General features: G+C 57.1%; 26 protein-coding genes. 17 read left to right on the top strand and 9 right to left on the bottom strand.

Annotation, left to right across the window (positions count from 1 at the left end):
• Positions 1–2 precede the first annotated feature (2 nt).
• From lpxD to gloA, 5 genes are all read left to right on the top strand, one after another.
• Entirely contained in the window at positions 3–1,088 is a 1,086-nt protein-coding gene (gene lpxD, locus A4S02_RS01305; protein ID WP_019089796.1) for a UDP-3-O-(3-hydroxymyristoyl)glucosamine N-acyltransferase, read from the top strand.
• Positions 1,089–1,200: 112 nt separating this feature from the next.
• On the top strand, positions 1,201–1,611 hold the full coding sequence (gene fabZ / locus A4S02_RS01310; RefSeq protein WP_070324130.1) for a 3-hydroxyacyl-ACP dehydratase FabZ: 411 nt from the start codon (positions 1,201–1,203) through the stop codon (positions 1,609–1,611).
• Between the two features lie 133 nt (positions 1,612–1,744).
• Positions 1,745–2,602, top strand: coding sequence for an acyl-ACP--UDP-N-acetylglucosamine O-acyltransferase (gene lpxA, locus A4S02_RS01315; protein WP_070322715.1), 858 nt, complete (start codon positions 1,745–1,747; stop codon positions 2,600–2,602).
• Positions 2,599–3,456, top strand: a complete 858-nt coding sequence (locus A4S02_RS01320) for an LpxI family protein (RefSeq protein WP_019089793.1) — start codon at positions 2,599–2,601, stop codon at positions 3,454–3,456. Before lpxA ends, A4S02_RS01320 begins: the two co-directional genes overlap by 4 nt.
• 24 nt (positions 3,457–3,480) lie before the next feature.
• Positions 3,481–3,873: a lactoylglutathione lyase gene (gene gloA / locus A4S02_RS01325; RefSeq protein WP_003622570.1), complete on the top strand. Its 393-nt coding sequence runs from the start codon at positions 3,481–3,483 to the stop codon at positions 3,871–3,873.
• 7 nt (positions 3,874–3,880) lie between these two features.
• On the opposite strand, the gene A4S02_RS01330 is transcribed toward gloA, so the two are convergent.
• Positions 3,881–4,306, bottom strand: a complete 426-nt coding sequence (locus A4S02_RS01330; RefSeq protein WP_204251344.1) for a hypothetical protein — start codon at positions 4,304–4,306, stop codon at positions 3,881–3,883.
• A gap of 121 nt (positions 4,307–4,427) precedes the next feature.
• Between A4S02_RS01330 and rpmH the strand changes: the two genes are divergently transcribed.
• From rpmH to A4S02_RS01370, 8 genes are all read left to right on the top strand, one after another.
• Positions 4,428–4,562 (top strand): 50S ribosomal protein L34, encoded by a 135-nt coding sequence (gene rpmH, locus A4S02_RS01335; RefSeq protein WP_003622574.1) that lies wholly within the window; start codon positions 4,428–4,430, stop codon positions 4,560–4,562.
• Between the two features lie 23 nt (positions 4,563–4,585).
• Positions 4,586–4,966 (top strand): ribonuclease P protein component, encoded by a 381-nt coding sequence (gene rnpA, locus A4S02_RS01340; protein ID WP_070322716.1) that lies wholly within the window; start codon positions 4,586–4,588, stop codon positions 4,964–4,966.
• A 122-nt stretch (positions 4,967–5,088) separates the two neighbouring features.
• Entirely contained in the window at positions 5,089–6,840 is a 1,752-nt protein-coding gene (gene yidC / locus A4S02_RS01345; RefSeq protein WP_070322717.1) for a membrane protein insertase YidC, read from the top strand.
• Entirely contained in the window at positions 6,837–7,520 is a 684-nt protein-coding gene (gene yihA / locus A4S02_RS01350) for a ribosome biogenesis GTP-binding protein YihA/YsxC (RefSeq protein ID WP_070322718.1), read from the top strand. Before yidC ends, yihA begins: the two co-directional genes overlap by 4 nt.
• Before the next feature lie 31 nt (positions 7,521–7,551).
• Positions 7,552–8,469 (top strand): acetylglutamate kinase, encoded by a 918-nt coding sequence (gene argB / locus A4S02_RS01355; RefSeq protein ID WP_012812628.1) that lies wholly within the window; start codon positions 7,552–7,554, stop codon positions 8,467–8,469.
• 135 nt (positions 8,470–8,604) lie between these two features.
• Positions 8,605–9,453, top strand: a complete 849-nt coding sequence (gene dapD, locus A4S02_RS01360; protein WP_070322719.1) for a 2,3,4,5-tetrahydropyridine-2,6-dicarboxylate N-succinyltransferase — start codon at positions 8,605–8,607, stop codon at positions 9,451–9,453.
• A gap of 37 nt (positions 9,454–9,490) precedes the next feature.
• A complete protein-coding gene (gene dapE, locus A4S02_RS01365) occupies positions 9,491–10,666 on the top strand; it encodes a succinyl-diaminopimelate desuccinylase (RefSeq protein WP_070322720.1) in 1,176 nt (391 codons plus the stop codon).
• Positions 10,663–11,286, top strand: coding sequence for a hypothetical protein (locus A4S02_RS01370; protein WP_019089788.1), 624 nt, complete (start codon positions 10,663–10,665; stop codon positions 11,284–11,286). The genes dapE and A4S02_RS01370 overlap by 4 nt, the downstream gene beginning before the upstream one ends.
• Before the next feature lie 24 nt (positions 11,287–11,310).
• Here A4S02_RS01370 and truA read toward each other — a convergent pair whose 3' ends face one another.
• The 3 genes from truA to def are packed head-to-tail and all read right to left on the bottom strand — an operon-like array spanning position 11,311 to position 13,614.
• Positions 11,311–12,099, bottom strand: coding sequence for a tRNA pseudouridine(38-40) synthase TruA (gene truA, locus A4S02_RS01375; protein ID WP_070322721.1), 789 nt, complete (start codon positions 12,097–12,099; stop codon positions 11,311–11,313).
• Positions 12,096–13,034, bottom strand: coding sequence for a methionyl-tRNA formyltransferase (gene fmt, locus A4S02_RS01380; protein ID WP_070322722.1), 939 nt, complete (start codon positions 13,032–13,034; stop codon positions 12,096–12,098). The genes truA and fmt overlap by 4 nt, the downstream gene beginning before the upstream one ends.
• A 19-nt stretch (positions 13,035–13,053) precedes the next feature.
• Entirely contained in the window at positions 13,054–13,614 is a 561-nt protein-coding gene (gene def / locus A4S02_RS01385; protein ID WP_070324132.1) for a peptide deformylase, read from the bottom strand.
• A 238-nt stretch (positions 13,615–13,852) separates the two neighbouring features.
• Here def and A4S02_RS01390 point away from each other — a divergent pair, with 238 nt between their 5' ends.
• Both A4S02_RS01390 and A4S02_RS01395 read left to right on the top strand, forming a co-directional pair.
• Complete coding sequence (locus A4S02_RS01390) at positions 13,853–14,362, top strand: Hsp20 family protein (protein WP_019089785.1); 510 nt, start codon at positions 13,853–13,855, stop codon at positions 14,360–14,362.
• An 18-nt stretch (positions 14,363–14,380) separates the two neighbouring features.
• Positions 14,381–14,647, top strand: coding sequence for a hypothetical protein (locus A4S02_RS01395; RefSeq protein WP_070322723.1), 267 nt, complete (start codon positions 14,381–14,383; stop codon positions 14,645–14,647).
• Between the two features lie 89 nt (positions 14,648–14,736).
• Here A4S02_RS01395 and hpf read toward each other — a convergent pair whose 3' ends face one another.
• Complete coding sequence (gene hpf / locus A4S02_RS01400; RefSeq protein WP_019089784.1) at positions 14,737–15,357, bottom strand: ribosome hibernation-promoting factor, HPF/YfiA family; 621 nt, start codon at positions 15,355–15,357, stop codon at positions 14,737–14,739.
• 347 nt (positions 15,358–15,704) lie between these two features.
• Between hpf and A4S02_RS01405 the strand changes: the two genes are divergently transcribed.
• Together A4S02_RS01405 and A4S02_RS01410 are read left to right on the top strand one after the other, a co-directional pair.
• Entirely contained in the window at positions 15,705–16,007 is a 303-nt protein-coding gene (locus A4S02_RS01405; protein ID WP_070322724.1) for a hypothetical protein, read from the top strand.
• Positions 16,008–16,041: 34 nt separating this feature from the next.
• Positions 16,042–16,890, top strand: coding sequence for an MOSC domain-containing protein (locus A4S02_RS01410; RefSeq protein ID WP_070322725.1), 849 nt, complete (start codon positions 16,042–16,044; stop codon positions 16,888–16,890).
• Here A4S02_RS01410 and lptB read toward each other — a convergent pair.
• The 4 genes from lptB to A4S02_RS01430 are packed head-to-tail and all read right to left on the bottom strand — an operon-like array spanning position 16,887 to position 20,566.
• Positions 16,887–17,708 carry an LPS export ABC transporter ATP-binding protein gene (gene lptB / locus A4S02_RS01415; protein WP_019089781.1) on the bottom strand — a complete coding sequence of 274 codons (822 nt, stop codon included), beginning with the start codon at positions 17,706–17,708 and terminating at the stop codon, positions 16,887–16,889. The genes A4S02_RS01410 and lptB overlap by 4 nt on opposite strands.
• Positions 17,709–17,710: 2 nt before the next feature.
• The gene (locus A4S02_RS01420) at positions 17,711–18,817 is read right to left on the bottom strand and encodes an LptA/OstA family protein (protein WP_070322726.1); all 1,107 of its coding nucleotides are present in this window, start codon (positions 18,815–18,817) and stop codon (positions 17,711–17,713) included.
• A 1-nt stretch (position 18,818) separates the two neighbouring features.
• Positions 18,819–19,556, bottom strand: coding sequence for an LPS export ABC transporter periplasmic protein LptC (lptC, locus tag A4S02_RS01425; RefSeq protein WP_070322727.1), 738 nt, complete (start codon positions 19,554–19,556; stop codon positions 18,819–18,821).
• Positions 19,553–20,566 carry a KpsF/GutQ family sugar-phosphate isomerase gene (locus A4S02_RS01430; protein ID WP_070322728.1) on the bottom strand — a complete coding sequence of 338 codons (1,014 nt, stop codon included), beginning with the start codon at positions 20,564–20,566 and terminating at the stop codon, positions 19,553–19,555. The genes lptC and A4S02_RS01430 overlap by 4 nt, the downstream gene beginning before the upstream one ends.
• Positions 20,567–20,572: the final 6 nt, after the last annotated feature.

The raw sequence follows: 20,572 nt of genomic DNA on the forward strand, positions 1-20,572 counted from the left end.
GCGTGGCTGAGGGTACAACATTTTCCGGGCCGGCAGACCCACGCTTTTTCACTCGTGCGGGGCCGTTTGATGCGGCCGCGCTGGCTGAAACCGCAGGGGCGGAACTGGTGCTGCCTAAAGCAGGCACCCTGCCAGCAGAAGGCTTTGTGGGTATTGCGCCCTTACAGGCCGCAGGCCCGCGTGATGTCAGCTTTCTGGATAACCGCCGGTATGCTCCTTTGCTGGAGCAAACCAAGGCCGGGCTGGTTATTGTTGCGCCCGCTTTTGCAGATAAAGTGCCTGCAGGGTGTGCCGCATTGGTAACGGGTACGCCGTATCTGGCGTGGTCTCGCGTTGCGCGGTTGTTCCACCCACGGGTGCCAGCGCGTGCGGGCGTGCATCCTTCTGCATGTATTGATCCTACTGCCAGCATAGATTCCACGGCAGAAATTGGGCCGTTTGTGGTGGTTGGGGCTAAGGCGGAAATTGGGCCGGGCTGCATTATTGGTTCCCACGCAGTGGTGGGCGATGGTGTGCAGCTTGCGCAGGATTGCCGTATTGGCAGCCATGTTACGCTTTCTCATGCGGTGTTGGGTGAGCGGGTGATTATTCTGCCCGGTTCACGCATTGGGCAGGATGGATTTGGTTTTGCGGTTGGCCCGCAAGGGTTTGAAACCGTGCCTCAGCTTGGCCGCGTGGTGCTGGAAAACGATGTAGAAATTGGCGCCAACAGCACAATTGACCGTGGTTCGGTGAATGATACGGTTATTGGTGCAGGATCACGTCTCGACAATTTGGTGCAGATCGGCCACAACGCCCGTCTGGGGCGGTGTTGTATTGTGGTTTCACAGGCCGGGATATCTGGCTCCACCGTGCTGGAAGACTATGTAACTATTGCCGCGCAGGCTGGCCTTATCGGGCATATTCGCATTGGTGCAAAAGCGCGTATTGGCGCGCAATGTGGCGTAATGTCGGATATAGAAGGCGGCGCGGATGTAATTGGCAGCCCGGCTATGCCGTTCAGGGAGTTTTTCCGGAACGTAGCGGTATTGCGCAAGCTGGCAAAAAAGGCGTCTGGATCGACCAAGACCGGTTCGGACAAGGGATAAACTAAGGTCGGTGCTTGATACCGGCGCAAAGGGTGGTTTCGGGGACGTGGAGACGAAACAAGAATCGCAGCAGGACGCTCAGACGATCGATAAAATTGACGTCAACCGTATTATGCAGGCGATTCCGCACAGATATCCTTTTCTTCTGATCGACCGGATGGAAGATATCGTCCAGGGAGAAGAGGCAACAGGTATCAAGAATGTTTCGGTCAATGAACCATTCTTTCAAGGGCACTTTCCTGCACGCCCTGTTATGCCGGGTGTGTTGCTGGTTGAAGCTATGGCGCAAACCGCCGCAACTTTGGTTGTGCTGACACTGGGCAAGGATTTTGAGGGCAAGCTGGTCTATTTCATGACTATTGAAGGTGCAAAGTTCCGCCGCCCGGTAGAGCCGGGGGATCAGGTGCGCATTCATGTTGCCAAGGAACGCCACCGCTCCAATGTGTGGAAATTTCGCGGTGAAGCCCGCGTAGAAGGCACTGTGGTGGCGGAAGCCACATTCAGCGCCATGATTATGGGCTGAAAACCCGGCCTGTTCACATCATTCTGTTAAGGCAAGTCAGGTTTGCCCCTAAACTGCCCAGATTTTTTGCAAAAGGGTAAGGGTAGGGCAAATCTGCCCGGCCAACGGTGAACGGAAATAAGGAACTGAATTGGTGCACGCTGCAGAGGAAGCCAGATCAACCGTTGTCCACCCAACGGCTCTTGTTGCTCTCGGTGCGCGGCTTGGGCAGGGGGTGGTTATCGGCCCTTGGTGTTCTGTCGGGCCAGATGTCACGATTGAAGACGGGGTTGAGCTGATCTCTCATGTGGTGGTCGATGGCCACACGCGCTTGGGGGCGGGTTCACGCTATTTTCCGTTTTGCACCGTGGGCATGGCCCCGCAGGATCTAAAGTATAAAGGTGAGCCAACCCGGTGCGAGATCGGGGCAGACACAGTGGTGCGTGAACACGTTACCATCCATCGTGGCACGGCCACGGGTTCTGGCCTTACCAAGGTGGGCCAGAATGTGCTGATCATGGCCAACGCCCATGTGGCGCATGATTGCGTGCTGGGTGACCGCGTTATTATCGTGAATAACGTGGTGATGGGCGGCCATGTTACCATTGAGGATGATGCCCGTATTATGGGCTCTGCTGCCATTCATCAATTTGTCCGCATCGGGCATGCGGCCCTTGTAGGCGGTGTGGCTGGGGTGGAGGCCGATGTTATCCCTTACGGCAGTGTGCTGGGCAACCGTGCGCGGCTGATTGGCCTGCATTGGATCTGGCTGCGCCGGAATGGCGTGCAGTCTGATGAAATCCATCGGATGCGTAAGGCATTTCTCACGCTGTACCCTAAAAATGGCTGTGCGGAAGATCCTTTCTCTGTGCGTCTGGAACGTGTGCGTGCAGAATTTGGTGATAACCCACGTGTGCGCGAAATTCTGGACTTTATAGATGCTCCGAGCCGGCGCGGCCTTGTGCGTCCCGCACGGCAAGATTTGGAGCGCGCAGAAACCGAGGGCGCGTGAGCACACCCTCTGCTGTTGGTATTCTTGCAGGCGGAGGCCCTCTGCCGGGCAAAGTAGCAGAAGCGGCCACAGCCGCCGGGCGGCCTGTTTTTATTCTCGGGTTTGAAGGTTTTGCCGAACCCGATGTGATAGGCCCTTGGCCGCACGAATTTGTCCGGCTGGGTGCAGCCGGGCGTATGCTCTCCCTTTTACGGCAACATAATTGTTCGGATCTGGTTCTTATCGGGCCAATCCGTCGGCCTTCCTTGCGTAATCTGCGGCCAGATGCCGAAGGTGCGCGTATTCTGGCGCGCTTGGGCCGCGCCCTGTTTGCTGGGGATGATGGCCTGTTGGGTGCCCTTGTGCGTATTCTGGGTGAGGAAGGCTTTCACATTCGTGGGGCGCATGAATTTCTCACGCAGGATGTGGCACAACCCGGCGTGTTGGGGTGTGTGCAACCAGATGCGCAGGCACAAGCAGATATTCAGCGCGGCATAACTGTGGTGCAGGCACTGGGCCGGTTGGACATAGGGCAGGGCTGCGTGGTGCAGAATGGCGTGGTGCTCACGGTGGAAGCCATGGAAGGCACAGACCGTATGCTGGCCCGCGCAGGAGAATGCAGGCAGCCGGGTGAAGGTGGCGTTCTGGTAAAAATGCTTAAGCCGGGGCAGGAAAAACGGGCTGATATGCCTACAATAGGGCCGGTAACGGTGCAGAATGCCCATGCGGCAGGCTTGCGCGGTATTGCGTTTGAGGCCGCCCACACACTGCTGACAGACAGGCAGCGCTGTATAGAGGAAGCGGACAGGCTTGGCCTGTTTCTTCTGGCCTTTCACCCTGTTGAAGGTGCAGGAATAAGCACACAGTCTGCCTGATACTTCAAAATAAGGAGCAAACAGATGGCAAGTTTTCTGCACACCATGGTGCGGGTTCGCAATCTGGAGAAAAGTCTGGCGTTTTATAAGCTGCTGGGCATGCATGAACTCCGTCGGCGCGAGGTGCCAGAAGGGCGTTATACGCTGGTGTTTATTGGCTATGCAGATAATGCCGCCGGACAGGCTGAAATTGAGCTGACCTATAACTGGGGCGAAGATGATGGCTATGAACTGGGCACCGGGTTTGGCCATTTTGCCGTAGGCGTGCCTAATGTGGCGGAAATGGTTGCGCGCGTGCGGGCCGGTGGTGGCAAGGTAACGCGAGAAGCTGGGCCAGTAAAATTTGGCACCACCGTGATTGCCTTTGTTGAAGACCCCGATGGCTACAAGGTGGAGCTGATCGAACGCGCTGAATAAAAGCTGCTCAGCTTTGTGGGCGCTGCTTTAGCCGTGCAGTCAGGCGGTCTAGCGAATCATTGATGGTTTTTGCGGCTTTCTGCACGGCTGGGTCGGAGGATGTATCAAGCTGTTCTGCCGCCAGCATGGCGGGGGAAACAATACCCCGAATATCATGCCGCAATTTGGAATCCGCTGTAGGGGCAGATGCTTGAGGTGCAGCTACCGGACTAGGCACCGCTGCATGAGGCTGAAGCTTTATGCCTAACCATGCGCCCAAAGCGGCGGCGCAAATAATAGGCCCTAACGCTGCGGGAAAAGGCAGCCCCAGCACTCCGGCCAGCACAGCGCCCGCTACAGGTAAGCAAAAAATAACGGCTGCGGCACGGATAGGAAAGGGCATGTTGTTCATGTTTTTCTCCATCTTGCGGGGGATTCTGCCGCAAGGCTGCATTCACGACTCTACGGTATAGATTGACGGTTCCTTATCTGAACTCTATAAGCCGCAGCTTCAAGAGGCGTGGTCTTTCACAGGCCACCGGATAACCGTATTCAAATAGTAAGGGAGTGCCGCCATGAAGCGCACTTATCAACCGTCCCGGCTGGTTCGCAAGCGTCGTCACGGGTTCCGCGCGCGTATGGCAACCGTTGGTGGCCGCAAGATCATCGGCAACCGTCGTTCCAAGGGCCGTAAGCGCCTTTCCGCGTAAGAACTGTCCGGCAGTCCGGCTTGATGGACGGGCCTGCAGCGCAGGAGCAGCCAGCGGCGGAGTCTGCACGATCTCTGCGGCTTAAAAAGAGGAAGCAATTCCTCTTTCTGGCTTCTCGCGGGCGTAAAGCGCCTGTGCCGGGGCTTGTTTTGCAGCTTTTCCGGCGTCCGGATACGGATGTCGCGCGTGTAGGCTTTACGGTTACCAAAAAGGTCGGCAACTCCGTGGTGCGTAACCGCGTGCGCCGCAGGTTGCGCGAAGTTGTGCGTATTGTAGAAGCCGATATGCCGCTAAACGGTCTGGACCTTGTTCTTATAGGCCGTGGTGCCACCATAAATCGCCCATTTGCGGCGCTGGTGGCTGATTTCCGTAAAGCATTAGCGTTGTGCCAGCGGGATTCCTGATATCCTGCCTTGCATTCGTGCTCGTCCTGCGCTGGAACCTGTATGCCGTTTAAGACTCCGGGTTTTTTACGGGTGTTAAGTTTTCCAATTTGTATGTGCAGGGGGCCGCAAGGCCGGAGCTTATGGATCCAAAACGTCTAATACTGGCAACAGCGCTGTCAGCTCTGGTACTTATCGGGTATGACTATCTTTTCCCGCAGCATCAGCCCGTGCCACCGCCGCAGCAGGGTGTGCATGCTGTAGCGCCCCCGGTACCTGCTTCTTCTGGTGCGGTCGCTCCGGCTGAAAATACGCAGGCAGAAGCCGCGGCCCCGGTAAAGGATGGCCCGGAAACCCGTGTGGCCATTAACGCCCCCGCCGTACAGGGCACGCTCAACCTGCGTGGCGCACGGTTGGATGATCTGGTGCTTAAGCATTATCGGGAAACCATAAAGCCAGATAGCCCGGATGTGCGTGTTCTTAATTCCGCTTCCACTCATGCAGATTATGTAGATTTCGGTTGGCGTGCGCCGTCCGATGTTTCTGTGCGTCTACCTGATGCCAACACATTGTGGAAAGCCTCTGGCACCCAGATGGATGCCGAACATCCGCTAACCCTTTCTTGGGATAACGGGCAGGGCCTGACCTTTGATATCCGCTTGTCGGTAGATCAGAACTACATGTTCACCATCAGCCAGCAGGTGCATAACAGCACCGGGCAGGCTGTGGCGCTGTATCCTTTCTACCGCGTGAACCGTGGCTACACGCCGGAAGAAACCGGTGGCATGTTGGTACATGAAGGCCCGATCTCGGTTATTGATGGCCGCCTGAACGAAGGTTCCTACAAAACGGTACGCACCGGTGGCGTGCCGCCAGACAACATTGCATGGAGCCATCAGGGCACCGGCGGTTGGGCTGGTATTACAGACAAATACTGGCTTATGGCCGTGCTGCCAGACCAGAACGCCAACGTGATTGGCACCTATGGTTTTCAGGCAGCTCAAGGCGCGTATCAAGTTGGCTTTACAGCTACGGCACCTGTGCAGGTGGCTGCGGGGCAAACCGCTTCTACCGAGGCCCACGTGTTTGCGGGCGCCAAGGAAGTACGCCTGCTTGAGCAGTATGAAAAAGATCTGCACGCACCTATGTTCTGGAAAGCCGTGGATTTTGGCTGGCTTTCCTTCCTGACCCGTCCTGTGTTGTTTGTGCTGGATTGGCTGAACGAACATTTGGGCAGCTTTGGTCTGGCCTTGCTGACGTTCACCGTGATTGTGAAAGTGGCCTTCCTGCCGCTCACCATCAAGCAGATGCGTATGACATGGAAAACAGCGCGCCTGAAGCCGCAAGTAGACCTCATCCGCTCCCGCCTGAAGGATGACCCGATGGCCATGCAGCAGCAGATTATGGCGCTGTATCGGCAGGAAAACGTCAATCTGTTCGGGGGCTTTCTGCCGCTGCTTATTCAGGCCCCTGTGTTCTGGTGCTTGTATAAAGATCTGTATGTCACCATCGAAATGCGGCACGCACCGTTTGTGGGCTGGGTGAAAGATCTTTCTGCGCCAGACCCCACCAACCTGTTCAATCTGTTTGGCCTTGTGCCGTTTGATCCTACCCACATCACGCCTTTCTTGGCGCTGGGTGCTTGGCCGATCATGTATGGGGCCACACTGTTCCTGATGCAGAAGGTGAGTTCCAGCTCTGCCAACATGGACCCAGCACAGCAGAAAATGATGATGTTCATTCCGCTGCTGTTCACGTTCTTTATGGCGCGGCAGCCGGTCGGGCTGGTGATTTACTACTGCTGGAGCAACATCCTTACGGCTGTGCAGCAGGTTGTCATCATCTCCCGTTTGAAAGCGGCAGATGCCAAACCCCAACTGGTTAAGCCCAAATGACAGATGATGCCGCATCCTCTTTCCGAGAATTAAAGGATGAAGCCCGTATTGCCGCCGCCCTGGAAGAAGGGCGGCGGCTTTTTGCGGGTTCATGCGAATTTGTGTTTGGCGCGCAAAAGCTGGGGCAACTGCCGCCGCAAACTCTGCCGGAAATTGCTTTTGCCGGGCGCTCCAATGTGGGTAAGTCCAGCTTGGTGAACGCGCTTACAGGCCGCAAAACGCTAGCGCGCGCTTCTTCCGAACCGGGGCGCACCAAGCAGCTCAACTTCTTCAATCTGGCAGACCGGCTGATGCTGGTGGATATGCCGGGTTATGGCTACGCAAAGGCTGCCAAATCCGTAAAGGAAGACTGGCAGGATATGATGTTTGATTACCTGCGTGGTCGGCCCAGTTTGCAGCGTGTTGTGCTGCTGCTTGATGCGCGGGTGGAAATGAAAGCGCATGATCTGGAAGTAATGGACCTGCTGGATAAAGCAGCCGTCAGCTTTCAGGTGGTGCTCACCAAGTGCGATAGCGTTAAACCCGGCCCGCTGGCACGCAAGCAGGCAGAAGTTGAAGTGGAAATTCGCCGCCACCCTGCGGCTTTTCCCTACCTGTCTTTAACAAGCAGCCAGACAGGTGAAGGTATTGAGGGCTTGCGGGCGGAACTGGCAGAATTTGCCCTGCCCAAGGCGCCATGATCTGATTGATGATAAGCAGGAAGTGCAGAGCATGACAGAACCACGGGTTCCTTCTTCCCATTCCCATCATGATGCGGCGCAGGAAGCCGCCATTCTGGCCGGAGCCCTGCCGTATCTGCGCCGCTATGCGGGGGATACCATTGTGGTCAAGTATGGTGGCCACGCTATGGGTAATGCAGATCTGGCCAAAACCTTTGGGCGGGATATTGCGCTGCTTAAGCTGGTGGGTATCAACCCGGTTGTGGTGCATGGCGGTGGCCCGCAGATTAACCAGATGCTCAAGCGGCTGGAAATTCCTTCTACCTTTGTGGATGGCCTGCGCGTAACAGACGCCAATATGGTGGATGTTATCGAGATGGTTCTGGCTGGTTCCGTGAACAAGGAAGTGGCGGAACTTATCAGCCGTGAAGGCGCGCTGGCCGTTGGTATTTCTGGCAAGGACGGTAAAATGATTACCGCCCGCAAATTGCAGCGTAAAGTGCGGGATACGGAAAGCCAGATTGAACGCGTGCTGGATCTGGGCTTTGTGGGTGAACCCATAAAGGTGGACCCGCGCGTGATTTATGCGCTTTCTGGTTCTGGCCTTATTCCGGTTATTGCGCCGGTGGGTTTTGGGGAAGATGGCGCCACCTACAACATCAATGCCGATACGGCTGCCGGTGCTGTAGCTGGTGCGGTGCATGCCACCCGCCTGCTGATGTTAACAGACGTGCCCGGCGTGCTGGATGCCGATGGCAAGCTGATACCAGAACTTACAGCCGCGCAGGCCATGCAGGCTATTGAGGATGGTGTGATTACCGGCGGTATGATCCCCAAGGTGGAAACCTGCATTCAGGCCGTGCAGGCCGGTGCACGTGCCGCCGTGATTATTGATGGCCGTATGCCCCATGCCTGCCTGCTGGAACTGTTTACGGCATCTGGCTCCGGCACCATGATCCGGGCGGAATAACGCCGCGGTTGCTAGCCATTTTCCGGGGTGCCATGCGTTGACACGCCGCGTGTGTGTCCGCATGGTCGCTCTGTATTTTTTTGCCGGGGCTGTGGTGCAGGCCCGGTGTTTGTCCATCCTGTCTGACGGTGTGTTATGACCAACGAAACTTTGCGCGCGCATATTGAAGCCCTGTGGGAAAAGCGGGATCAGATTTCCTCCGCTACAACGGGAGAAGACCGCAAAACCATTGAAACGGCTCTGGAAGCTCTGGATTCTGGCGCGCTGCGTGTGGCCGAACCCAAGGAAGATGGCTGGCAGGTGAACGAATGGCTGAAAAAAGCTGTTCTGCTTTCCTTCCGCCTGAACGATAGCGTGGCCATTCCCGGTGGCGCAGCCGGTGCCCCGGCATATGATAAAGTGCCGCTTAAGTTTGCTGGCTGGGATCAGGCCCGTTTTGATAAGGCAGGCTTCCGCGTGGTGCCGGGCGCTGTTGTGCGTCGCTCCGCCTTTATTGCTCCCGGCGCTGTGCTGATGCCCAGCTTCGTAAACGTGGGTGCACGCGTAGATAGCGGCACTATGGTGGACACATGGGCCACTGTTGGTAGCTGTGCCCAGATTGGCAAAAACTGCCATATCAGTGGTGGTGCAGGTATTGGCGGCGTTCTGGAACCGCTGCAGGCTGCTCCGGTGATTATTGAAGACAACTGCTTTATTGGCGCACGTTCCGAAGTGGCAGAGGGCGTGATTGTGGAACGCGGCTCCGTGCTTTCCATGGGTGTGTTCCTTGGTGCTTCCACCAAGATTGTGGATCGTGCAACGGGTGAAATCTACATGGGCCGCGTGCCGGCTTATTCCGTTGTTGTGCCGGGCACCATGCCATCTTCCAAGCCGGTTGGGCCAGATGGTCGCCCCAATCCTGCTCTGGCTTGCGCTGTTATTGTGAAGCGGGTGGACGAACGCACACGTTCCAAAACCTCCATTAACGATCTGCTGCGTGACTGATCAGGCAGACTAAAAAGCGAAAAAGAGGCAGAAAAGCATGGCGGACGCAGCGCAGGTGAATATTCCGGCCAATCTGGCACTGACAGATCCGGTTGGAGTGGCGCAGGCGCTTATCCGTCTGCCTTCTGTCTCGCCAGATCCGGGCGCATCACAGCATCTGCTTGCAGCCATGCTGGAGCGCTTGGGGTTTGAGGTCACGCACCTTCCGTTTGGTGAAGGTGCTGAGCGCACGCCCAATTTCTTTGCTCGTCTGGGCACGGGTAGCCCCCATATCTGCTACGCTGGCCATACCGATGTGGTGCCGCCGGGGAATGAGGCCGATTGGTCTCATCCCCCATATGCGGCGGATATTGTGGATGGTGTGCTGTATGGCCGTGGCGCATGTGACATGAAGGGCGGCATTGCGGCTTTTGTGTCTGCCGTAGCACGGCATGTAGCCACTGGGCTGGGCAAAGGCTCTATCAGTTTTCTGATAACCGGGGATGAAGAGGGCCCCGCCACCTACGGCACGGTAAAGGTGCTGGAATGGATGGCGGAGCACAATCAAATCCCGGATTATTGTCTGGTAGGTGAGCCCACCAACCCCAAAGTATTGGGCGAGATGGTGAAGGTTGGCCGCCGTGGCAGCTTAAACGCGCATATTGTGGTGGAAGGCACGCAAGGCCATGTGGCCTATCCCCACCGGGCAGATAACCCGGTGCATCGCCTATTGGCGGTGCTGGCAGCTTTACGCGGTACACCGCTAGATAACGGCACCGAGTATTTTGAACCCTCCAGCCTTCAGGTCACCAGTGTGGATGTGGGCAACGGGGCTACAAACGTTATTCCCGCACGGGCCGAAGCACGGCTGAACATTCGGTTTAATGATTTGCATACAGGTGCTGCGCTGAAGGGCTGGGTAGAAACCATTTGCCGCCAGCATGCCCCGCGTTCGCGCGTGGAGATCAAGATCAGCGGTGAATCTTTTCTGACGTCCCCCACGCAGGAAACCACGGCTCTTGTAGAGGCCATCAAGCAGATTACGGGCCGCACGCCCAAGTTGGATACCGGGGGCGGCACATCGGATGCACGCTTTATCAGCCGGTATTGTGCGGTTTCTGAATTCGGGCTGGTAGGCGCGAGTATTCACAAAGTTGATGAACACACGGATGTTGCGGATCTGGAAATGCTGACACGGATCTATCAGACTTTTCTGGAAGGAGCGCAGGCATGATTCCCGATACCAGCAAGCCCGGTGTTATCCGGCGTACATTGCAGGGCATGTTGCTGCTGGCCAGCGGGCGCCGGGATGGCATGGCGTGTTTTGATGGCACGCTAGATGCCTTTGGCGCAGCGCTTGCGCCGCAGTTGGCGTTTCTGGTGGTAGGGCTGATGCAGGTCTTCCTCCAGACTGACAAGATCATGGCGCTTATCAAGGTTCTGCTTTCCTTGTGCGTTACTTTGCTGCCTGCTGTTGTGTCTCATTTTTACGCCCAGCGTTGGGGCCGTGGGGCGCTATGGCTGCGCTATATTACGGCAGCCACATGGTGCAACTGGGTGGTGGTGCTGATTTCTCTGGCTGCCACGCTACTGGCTGCACTGCTGTTTCCCGCCATTGCACAACAGCCGGGCTTTATGGCCGCATTGGTGATGACAGCCGCTGTGTATGAACTCTGGCTGCAATGGTTTGTGGCCCGCGTGGGCTTAAGCATCAGCGGTGGGCGTGCCTTTGTGCTGTATGCCTCTGTGCTGCTGGCTACGCTGGCGCTGTATGGTTTGGCTGCGCTGCTACCGCCCCATTACAAGGTGCTGACAGATCTGCTTCAGCCCATGATTGTGATGAACAATTCCTGAAGAAAGTTTTGTGCCAGACCCGTTTTAGTCAAACGGGTCTGGATCATACCCCACGCCGTTCAGGTAAAGCCCCTCTGGCGGGGCAGTAGGGCCTGCGGCGCAGCGGTTGCGGGCCTCTAGGGCTTGGGCAACACGCTCTGGCTGCCAAGCCCCAATTCCTACAAGTTTAAGCGTGCCCACCATGTTCCGCACCTGATGGTGCAAGAAGGAGCGGGCCTTGGCAAAAACAATCACCTCATCCCCGTGGCGAGAAACTTCTAGTTGGTCCAGCGTGCGCATAGGGCTATGGGCTTGGCAGGCCACGGCGCGGAAAGACGTGAAATCATGCGGACCGACCAGAATATTGGCGGCTTCCTGCATTTTTTCCACATCCAGCGTGCTTTTAACGTGCCACACCTGCCCGGCCAGCAAGGTAGGGCGTGAGCGACGGTTGAGAATACGATACTGGTATGAGCGCCATATGGCGGAAAAGCGTGCGCTCCAGTCTGTATCAACCTGCGCAGCATCCAGCACCACCACGTTATGTGGTTTAAGGTGATAGCTCAGCCCCTCCCGCACAGAATGGCGGGAGAAACGCACATCAGCAGGAAAATCCAGATGTGCCACCTGTGCCAGCGCATGCACGCCGGAATCCGTGCGTCCGGCGGTAATGCTGCTTACGGGGCGGTTGTTGGCCAGCCGTGCGGCAGCTTCTTCCAGCAAAGACTGCACGGAGAGGTCGGATTTTTGGCGCTGCCAGCCTACAAGGCCAGTGCCATCATATTCCAGTTTAACGGCCCAACGCTGAACGGGGGCAAGTTCTTCTTCCATCATGCGGGGTCTGGCTGCTCGGCCCCTAAAAGCGCGCCAGTGGCCAATGGCTGACCACGCAAAAAGGCATCGGCATCCATCATGCCCCGGCCGGGCTTTTGCAAGCGGGTAAGCCGCACAGCACCGCTGCCACAGGCAATGGTGAGGGCATCATCCAGCACTGTGCCGGGTTGGGCGGTGTGTTTGGTATCGGGCAGTGGGGTGGCAGCGCCAATTTTCAGCACCGTGTCATCGGGTAGGGTGGTAAAAGTGCCGGGCCACGGGGTGAGTGCACGAATCTGGCGGTCTATTTCCGTGGCAGTTTTGGCCCAGTCTATGCGTCCATCTTCACGCGTCAGGCGCGGGGCGTAGGTGACGCCTTCTTCTGGCTGCGGCGTGGGTGTGGGCATATCGGCCAGCACACGCAGCGCCATATCTGCCCCCAATGCGCTGAGGGCATCGTGCAGGCTGGTGGCCGTTGTGGTGGCGGTAATGGGCACGGCTTCACGCAGCAGCATGGGGCCTGTATCCAGCCCGGCTTCCATCTGCATAATGGTGACGCCGCTTTGGGTATCTCCGGCCAGAATGGCGCTCTGGATGGGGGAGGCACCGCGCCAGCGTGGTAGCAGGCTGGCATGAATATTCAGGCAGCCAAGGCGCGGGGCATCCAGCATGGCTTGGGGCAGAATAAGCCCATAGGCGGCCACAATGGCGGCATCGGCCCGGAGTGCTGCAAAATCTGCCCATTCGGGCTCATTTTTGCGCAGTGAGAGGGGGTGGCGCACCAGTAGCCCCAGTTTTTCCGCCGCCTGTTGCACGGGGGAAGCCTGAAGCTTTTTGCCGCGTCCTGCGGGGCGCGGGGGCTGACAGTACACAGCAACAATTTCGTGCCCCGCAGCATGGAGCGCACGCAGCGCCGGAACTGAAAAGTCCGGCGTGCCCATAAAGACAAGACGCATGGTTGGCGGCCCCTTAGGCTTATTTACGCTTTAGTTCCTTGGCCAGACGGCGCAGGATCATGTTGCGGCGCAGGGCGGAAAGGTGATCCACAAACAGCACGCCTTCCAGATGGTCTATTTCGTGCTGGATGCAGGTGGCCAGCAGGCCCTCGGCTTCGCGCTCCACCACATCACCATTCACGTTGTTCCAGCGTACGCGAATCTTTTCCGGGCGCACAACTTCCGCATACTGGTTGGGCAGGGAAAGGCAGCCTTCTTCCCGCACGGCCATATCTTCGGTTTCTGCAATCACTTCGGGGTTGATCATGACAATCGGGTCCCGCGCGTCTTTTTCTCCCAGATCAACCAGAATAAAGCGCTGGCTCAGGCCTACCTGCGGTGCCGCAAGCCCAATGCCGGGGGCCTGATACATGGCCGAGAACATGTTGGGCAGAATCTTGCGAATTTCTGCCACGTCCTCTGGCTTCACCAGCCGCGCCTTCTGGCGCAGCACGGGGTGCGGCGGCGTAAGGATATGAAGGGGTGCTGCGCCATCCGATGCAGCAGAAAAAGAGATGTCTGTATTGGCTGCGTGTGTCATACTGCGGGATGTAGCGTTCCGCCGCGCCTGATGCCAGAGAAAAACACAGGGAAAATCTGCCTCTGGCCTTAAAACCTGTTGCTTGTGCGCCACAGTGTGTTGTCCAATACCCCCATATGGCCGGATACAGGCATGGGGGCGGGGTTGCGTGTCAGCGGGCCTATCCCATATCGTGATAAGATCAGATGCCGTAACGGGTCTGATTTTTCTGTCTCGCTCAAGGAAGGAGGAGGCTTGGATGTCTGGAAGACTGTTTGGCTCACCCATGTTTTTAGGGTTTGATCATCTTGAGCAGATGCTCGAACGCGCCAGCAAGGGATCGGGCGATGGATATCCGCCCTATAACATTGAGCAAATTGCCCCCAATGGCTTGCGGATCACTTTGGCCGTAGCAGGCTTTAAAATGGATGACTTGCAGATTACGCAGGAAGATAATCAGCTTGTTATTCGTGGTCGGCAGATGGAAGACGGAGAAGAACGCGTTTTTCTGCACCGGGGCATTGCCTCTCGCCAGTTTCAGAAAGCTTTTGTGCTGGCGGAAGGGATAGAAATTGGCGGGGCGTGGCTAGATAACGGTCTGTTGCATATAGACCTGTTTCGCCCCCAGCCGGAGGTGCGTGTGAAACGCATTGAAATTGTGCAGGGTGGGCAAAAAAATGGCCGCGCGCCTGCTGCCGGTAGCGGCAGTGTGCTGAAAGCCCGCTCATCGCGCATGCTGCGCCCAGTGATGGACGTGGATGAAAGCTGACCCAATAAGGAGGACGCCATGAAAAGTTCCATCTACAACGGTAGCGCCCCCGTTATGCCGCATGCGGCTGAACGCCCAGCAAAAGTTCGCCAGCTTTCAGAAAGCCAGTTCCGCTCCCTTGGGCTGCGGGAAGTTGCCTATACGCGCCCTGCGCTGATGGAAGATGATGAAATTGGTTGCGCCATTTACGCGGCTGACGGGTCTTTGCTGGCCGTAGTGGAAGATATTGAAACCGCATGGGGCGCAATTGTGCAGAATGATATGATCCCCGCCAGCTTGCAGTAACGGCGGCGGCCCAAGGGCCATTCAGCTTTGCCAGACAGAAAAAGGATCGGCCAGTGCCGATCCTTTTTTATGCGCATAACGCTATTGGCTTAGCGTGGGTTGGTGTCAATCCAGCCGATATTGCCGTCATTTCGCCGATAAACCAGGCTTACCTGCTCATTGGCCGCATTGCGGAACAGCAGGAAAGAAATGCCTGCCAGATCAAGCCGCATAACGGCTTCACCAACACTTAGTAGGGGAATATCCGTGGGCTGTTCAGCAATAATGGCGGCAAAGGTTTCTGTATCTGTGCCTTCCGGCTGTGTGGCAAGCACGGGTTTTTCCGTGTTGGCGCCCGAGGGTAGCGGATCTTCATTAAGCGGTTGCAGCACATAGGTGCGGCCACTTTGTGCTGCGGCCTGCCTTTGTGCGCCACGTGCATGAGATGTTACCCGGCGGTTATATCGGCGCAGGCGTTTGGCAATGTGTTCAGCGGCATCATCAAATGCACCATTGGCATCTGCGGCTTCGCCTTCACCCCGCAATACAAGGCCACTGCCTGTGCGCACATTGATATCGCAGGTAAAGAACGAACGCGCCTTGCTGAAGGTCACCTGTGCTTGCAGGGCTTTGTCAAAATATCGTTCCGCTAGGTTGCCAAGGTGGGAATTGACCCTGTGCTTCAGAGCATCGGACAGATCAATTTGTTTACCTGAAACCTGAATATGCATAGAACGTCGTTCCTTGCTGCTAAGTGGCAGAATCTCCAGATCTGAATAAACACCGGTGCCATACCAGAACCGGGTTTTTTCAGGTTCAACTGGCTAGCCTTGTTACGTTACGCGAAGTGTCTGTAACGCTTCTTTCATATTTGGGCATGGGTGACGGTTGGTGTCCATGCCTTTGTTTCAAATATAATGCAGGGCTGGGCTTCTCGGTTGCATGGCTAGGTAAAAAGCACCTAGCAGGCTTGCCGTGGGCAAACAGGCGTGCCTAACAATAAACAATACAGCCAGAATGGTACGGGGCAGCCTGTCTGCCGGAACGATGTTTTTTCTGACAGGAGAGTATATTTTCCATGCTGCTGCGCTCTGCTTCGCCGGTTGAAATGCCTAAAATGCCACGTGGGCAGATGGTGCGCGTTAAGCTGGGCTGCATGGCTGGGCTTGGCCTGCTGTACGGTGCGTTTGTATGGCATCTGGCGCATGAAAAAATAGCCCCACGGCCCAATCCGGCAGCACGCATTTCTATCCGGTTTATCAAGGTGCCAATGGTGCTTCCGCCTGCGCCACCATCTGTTGAACCTGTGCTTGTGCAGCCTACGCCGGTTTTGTTCCCGCCTCCAAAACTGGTGCTGCGCCATGTGGGACATCACCGTTAAAATAGAGTTCCGCTACCTGTAGGGAGTTTGCCGCATGACAGGCCTAAGCGTTGCCAGCGTGCATGTTTACCCTGTTAAGGGGTTACGGGGGCTTTCTCCCGCCCAGGCCAGGCTATGGCCTTGGGGGCTGGAGGCAGATCGGCGGTGGATGATTACAGACCCGCAAGGCCGGTTTATCACCCAAAGAACCTGCCGAAATATGGCGCTAATAAACGCTTTGCCCACGCCAGAAGGGCTGGAACTGGGCAAGGCCAATATGCCCCTGTGTTCCGTGAAATTTCCAGATGCCAGCGCGCCCATGCGCTCTGTGACCGTATGGAAAGATACAGTGCAGGCGCGGGATGCGGGGGAAGAAGCCGCCCTGTGGCTGACCGAGGCTTTGGCGCAACCGTGCAAGTTGGTGTGGATGGATACACCCCAGAAAGCACGCCTGCGCCACTTGGATCAGGCAGACGTTCCGGTTTCTTTTGCCGATGGATACCCGCTGCTGGTGGCCACTACGGCATCTTTGGCGGATTTAAACGCACGTTTGCCGGTGGGGCAGGCTGTGCCTATGGCGCGGTTTCGGCCCAATATTGTAGTGCAGGATGCCGCACCGTGGGCCGAGGATAGCTGGCTACGCATACGTGTTGGCACGGCCATTTTGCGTATTCTGGCCCCATGCTCACGCTGTGTGGTGACAACGATTGATCAGACCACAGCAGAAGTACCCAACCCCAAGGAGCCTCTGGCCACGCTGGCATCATTCCACCGCACGTCCAAAGGGGTGATGTTTGCGCAAAACGCAATGGTGGAGCAGCCCGGCATAATAGAGGTAGGCGCGCCTGTAACTGTATTGGACTCCGGGCCATCCAACCTGTTGGCGCAGATGACCAAAGCCTAGAGTGAGAAGCTTTCACCCAGATACACGCGGCGCACATCTTCATGGGCCACAATTTCTTCCGGCACGCCCTGCATCAGCACCTGGCCACTATGCATGATATAGGCGCGGTCAATCACTTCCAGCGTTTCACGCACGTTATGGTCTGTAATCAGCACGCCAATGCCGCGATCTTTGAGGTGAGACACCAGATCACGAATTTCCCCCACCGCAATGGGGTCAATCCCGGCCAGTGGTTCATCCAGCAGAATGTAATGGGGCTGGCTGGCCAGTGCGCGGGCAATTTCCAAACGACGACGTTCCCCCCCTGAAAGAGCAAGGGAGGGTGAGCGGCGCAGATGGCCGATACCAAATTCGCTCAACAGGCCATCCAGCATGACCTGCCGCTGGTCTGGGTCTGATTCCACCACTTCCAAGGCGGCCAGAATGTTTTGCTCCACATTCAGGCCACGGAAAATACTGGCTTCCTGCGGTAGATACCCAATGCCAAGCCGGGCGCGCCGATACATAGGCAACTGCGTAATATCCGCACCATCCAGCGTGATGGAGCCGGTATCGGGCTGCACAAGGCCCACAATCATATAAAAGCTGGTGGTTTTACCCGCACCGTTTGGCCCCAGTAGGCCAACCGCTTCCCCCCGATGCACTTCGATGGAAACATTTTTCACCACCTCGCGCTTTTTGTAGCTTTTGCCAATGCCACGTGCGTACAGGCCGTGGCCGGGGCGACGCGGGGCATGAATGTCTGTAGGTTCCGGCCCAACGCCTACAACTTCTTCACGAACCGTTTCTTCCGACGTCCAGGTGACTTCCTGATTCATGCTTATTTCCTGTCCGACGTATCGCCGTTATTGGGCACAACCAACCCACTTACCCGGCTGCCGGGGCGTTCTGTCATGGTGGCTATGCCTGTGTGCATGTTGATAATGGCGGCAGCGCCCTGAATCTGGTTTGGCCCACGGGTGATATGGACATTGCCAACAATGCGGGCAATGCCGGTATCAGGCACATACACCCCGCGTTCCCCCGTTACGATTTCTGTTTGCGTATGCACCCATACATGGCCAAAAGCGTTTACCTTTTCCAGCTTGCCCGAACCACTGCTAAGCGGATCTGAACTGCTGCTGTTAGTGGTGTTGGCCTGCTGCTGTGGCTGGGCGTTCTGATCTGGCGGGGCGCTGTAGCCCACCAGCACATCAGCCCGGATCTGGCGCTGATCATTGGTGGTGACAGTGGCGTTGCCACGCCCGATGGAAATACGCTGCTGCGAATAATATTCCATCGAATCCCGCGCCGTCAGCACATCCTGCGGGGTGGTCAGCTTCATGGCCTTGCCGGTCATGACAAGCACGGCCTGATCCATGTCGTACACGGCTTTATCACCCCATGCCTGATCGGTTTGGGTGAAGATATGCACGTGGCCTATGGCTTCAAGTCGGAAAATTTCGTTAGCGCCGGAATCCTGATCATCCCCTCCGGCGGCTTTCTGGCCACCTGCATCTGCACTGCCATTGGTGGCGGGTGCTGGTGGCGGCTGATCTGTGCTGGCCGGAGGTGTGGCCGGTGTGGTGCCGTTGGCTGCCGGAGCCTGCACGCTTGCTGGTTTTGTACCATCTGCCCCAGCCGGAGCATTGCCATCTGGCATGCCGGGGGCAGGGGCTTTTTTGCGGTAATAGGCAATCAGCTTGTCTGCCGTAACCGTAACATCCCCACGGATGGCTTTTGCCTGATCGTAGGCGGTGACTTTTTTCTGGTTCTGGTCCCAGTCAAATCCACCGGCGGCGGTAACGGTAATCTGCCCCCCGTGGGACATATCAATGGCCTGCGCCAGCGCTGTGCCAGAAAGGGCCAGCAGGGCACATGGCAGTGCCGCCATAACAGCAGAGGCAACACGCAGGGCAGGGCGAGGGCGAGAAAAAAGGCGGCGCATATCAGGAAGCCTTGCCTTTGGGGGCTGAATCACTGTGGCGGTCATCATTTAGGATCAACTGGCCGGGGCCACGGAACTGGGCAATACCCTCATGCTGGGCCAGCAGATAACCCTTGGCATCAAGCGAGCCAAAAGGCCCTTCTGCCCGCACCCATGAATCGGAGGCAATAATGCCGCGTTTAACATCAATATCGGCTACGGGGCTGTGCATCATCAGGCCATCATCGCGGTACAGGGTCACTTCTCCGGTCAGGTCGAGAATCTGTGCGTGCTGCATGTAAACGCCTTTTTCCGATTCAACCCAAAGCCAGCTTCCGCCTTGTGTCAGCAGGTCTGCCTTGGGGCGGATCAGATCCATACGGTTGTCATTAACCTGATGCGCACTGTCCGCCGTAATCATGAACGGGCGGTTGTGTTCATCCACCCCACGATACGTGGCGCCTATCAGGTTGCCGCTTTCAATCTTAACCTTGGCCAGTTCCTTGATGGTGGTCTGGTTGGCACTTAGCAACCGGTCTACTTCTGGCCATACGGCAATAGTGACCAATAACAGCAGGGCTGTTGCAGGCAGCCCCCACTTGGCCCAGCGCAGCATAGTGCGGCGGCGTGCCAGCTTGGCGGCATCCGGTAGTTTGCGCAACTGGGCAGAAGGTGCAAGCCGTTCGCGCTGGCGACGCGTGGTTTCTTCCGACCGGGCAAAATCGGCTCGTTGCGGGCGTTTGTCTTCCGGGCTGGTCATCCAACCCCGGCTCGGATCAGGTCATGCACATGCACAACGCCTATGGGTTTGCGTTCATCATCCAACACAAACAGGGATGTAATGGGCCTTTTGCGCTCGTTCATCAGCCGCAGGGCTTCAGAAGCAAAAATTCCCGGCCCTATGGTTAGCGGTGAATCGTTCATGACATCTTTCGCCAGCGTGGTCGTCAGGTCGTGATCAAGCGCGCGGCGCAGGTCACCATCTGTGATCAGCCCCGCCAAGGTACCATTCTCGCCCAGAATGGCCACGCATCCTAGCGCCTTGTGCGTCATTTCCACAATAACGTCCCGCATGGGGGTATTGGGGGTGGCCAATGGCATAGCGTTATCTGTGCGCATCAGTTCCCGCACGGTGCGCAGGCGCGCGCCAAGGCGACCGCCGGGGTGGTAGGTGCCAAAATCCGTGGCGGTAAAACCGCGCTGGCGTAGCAGGGCCACGGCCAAGGCATCACCAAATGCAAGCTGAGTAAGGGTGCTGGTGGTGGGGGCCAGCCCCATGGGGCAGGATTCCGGCAAGGATGGCAGCGTAAGCGCCACTGTGGCCGCAGATGCCAAAGTGGAATGGGCCCGGCTGGTAACGGCCAGCAGCGGCAGGCCCGTGCGGCGGGCATGGGCGGCAATGTCTCCCAGTTCTGTTGTTTCCCCAGAATTGGAAAAAGCCAGAACGGCATCCCCTTTCTGCACCATTCCCAGATCACCGTGCGAGGCTTCTGCCGGGTGCACAAATATGGCGGGCGTGCCGGTGCTGGCCAGCGTGGCCTGCACCTTGCGGGCAATATGGCCGGATTTGCCAATGCCGGTTACAACCACACGGCCCGGCAGCGCCAGAATAATTTCTACCGCCTCTGCAAAGGCACCGCCCAACCCTACGGGGTTTTCCAGTGCTTCTGCCAGTGCATCCAGCCCTGCACGTTCCGTGCGCACAACGTCAGCCGCCTCTACGCCGGGGGAAGAGGAAGCCTGCGAGCTGATATGGGTGGACATGTTCATGCCGAG

It is taken from the genome of Acetobacter ascendens (assembly GCF_001766235.1).
Lineage (GTDB): Bacteria > Pseudomonadota > Alphaproteobacteria > Acetobacterales > Acetobacteraceae > Acetobacter > Acetobacter ascendens.

Excerpts from the sequence above, each read along its gene's own strand:
- yidC (WP_070322717.1), top strand. The coding sequence starts at position 5,089 with ATGGATCCAAAACGTCTAATACTGGCAACAGCGCTGTCAGCTCTGGTA.
- lptB (WP_019089781.1), bottom strand. The coding sequence starts at position 17,708 with ATGAATCAGGAAGTCACCTGGACGTCGGAAGAAACGGTTCGTGAAGAA.
- def (WP_070324132.1), bottom strand. The coding sequence starts at position 13,614 with ATGACACACGCAGCCAATACAGACATCTCTTTTTCTGCTGCATCGGAT.
- dapD (WP_070322719.1), top strand. The coding sequence starts at position 8,605 with ATGACCAACGAAACTTTGCGCGCGCATATTGAAGCCCTGTGGGAAAAG.
- lptC (WP_070322727.1), bottom strand. The coding sequence starts at position 19,556 with ATGACCAGCCCGGAAGACAAACGCCCGCAACGAGCCGATTTTGCCCGG.
- A4S02_RS01395 (WP_070322723.1), top strand. The coding sequence starts at position 14,381 with ATGAAAAGTTCCATCTACAACGGTAGCGCCCCCGTTATGCCGCATGCG.
- fmt (WP_070322722.1), bottom strand. The coding sequence starts at position 13,034 with ATGCGTCTTGTCTTTATGGGCACGCCGGACTTTTCAGTTCCGGCGCTG.
- A4S02_RS01330 (WP_204251344.1), bottom strand. The coding sequence starts at position 4,306 with ATGCAGCCTTGCGGCAGAATCCCCCGCAAGATGGAGAAAAACATGAAC.
- truA (WP_070322721.1), bottom strand. The coding sequence starts at position 12,099 with ATGATGGAAGAAGAACTTGCCCCCGTTCAGCGTTGGGCCGTTAAACTG.
- gloA (WP_003622570.1), top strand. The coding sequence starts at position 3,481 with ATGGCAAGTTTTCTGCACACCATGGTGCGGGTTCGCAATCTGGAGAAA.
- A4S02_RS01370 (WP_019089788.1), top strand. The coding sequence starts at position 10,663 with ATGATTCCCGATACCAGCAAGCCCGGTGTTATCCGGCGTACATTGCAG.
- fabZ (WP_070324130.1), top strand. The coding sequence starts at position 1,201 with ATGCAGGCGATTCCGCACAGATATCCTTTTCTTCTGATCGACCGGATG.
- rnpA (WP_070322716.1), top strand. The coding sequence starts at position 4,586 with ATGGACGGGCCTGCAGCGCAGGAGCAGCCAGCGGCGGAGTCTGCACGA.
- A4S02_RS01420 (WP_070322726.1), bottom strand. The coding sequence starts at position 18,817 with ATGCGCCGCCTTTTTTCTCGCCCTCGCCCTGCCCTGCGTGTTGCCTCT.
- argB (WP_012812628.1), top strand. The coding sequence starts at position 7,552 with ATGACAGAACCACGGGTTCCTTCTTCCCATTCCCATCATGATGCGGCG.
- rpmH (WP_003622574.1), top strand. The coding sequence starts at position 4,428 with ATGAAGCGCACTTATCAACCGTCCCGGCTGGTTCGCAAGCGTCGTCAC.
- yihA (WP_070322718.1), top strand. The coding sequence starts at position 6,837 with ATGACAGATGATGCCGCATCCTCTTTCCGAGAATTAAAGGATGAAGCC.
- A4S02_RS01405 (WP_070322724.1), top strand. The coding sequence starts at position 15,705 with ATGCTGCTGCGCTCTGCTTCGCCGGTTGAAATGCCTAAAATGCCACGT.
- A4S02_RS01390 (WP_019089785.1), top strand. The coding sequence starts at position 13,853 with ATGTCTGGAAGACTGTTTGGCTCACCCATGTTTTTAGGGTTTGATCAT.
- hpf (WP_019089784.1), bottom strand. The coding sequence starts at position 15,357 with ATGCATATTCAGGTTTCAGGTAAACAAATTGATCTGTCCGATGCTCTG.
- dapE (WP_070322720.1), top strand. The coding sequence starts at position 9,491 with ATGGCGGACGCAGCGCAGGTGAATATTCCGGCCAATCTGGCACTGACA.
- A4S02_RS01430 (WP_070322728.1), bottom strand. The coding sequence starts at position 20,566 with ATGAACATGTCCACCCATATCAGCTCGCAGGCTTCCTCTTCCCCCGGC.
- A4S02_RS01410 (WP_070322725.1), top strand. The coding sequence starts at position 16,042 with ATGACAGGCCTAAGCGTTGCCAGCGTGCATGTTTACCCTGTTAAGGGG.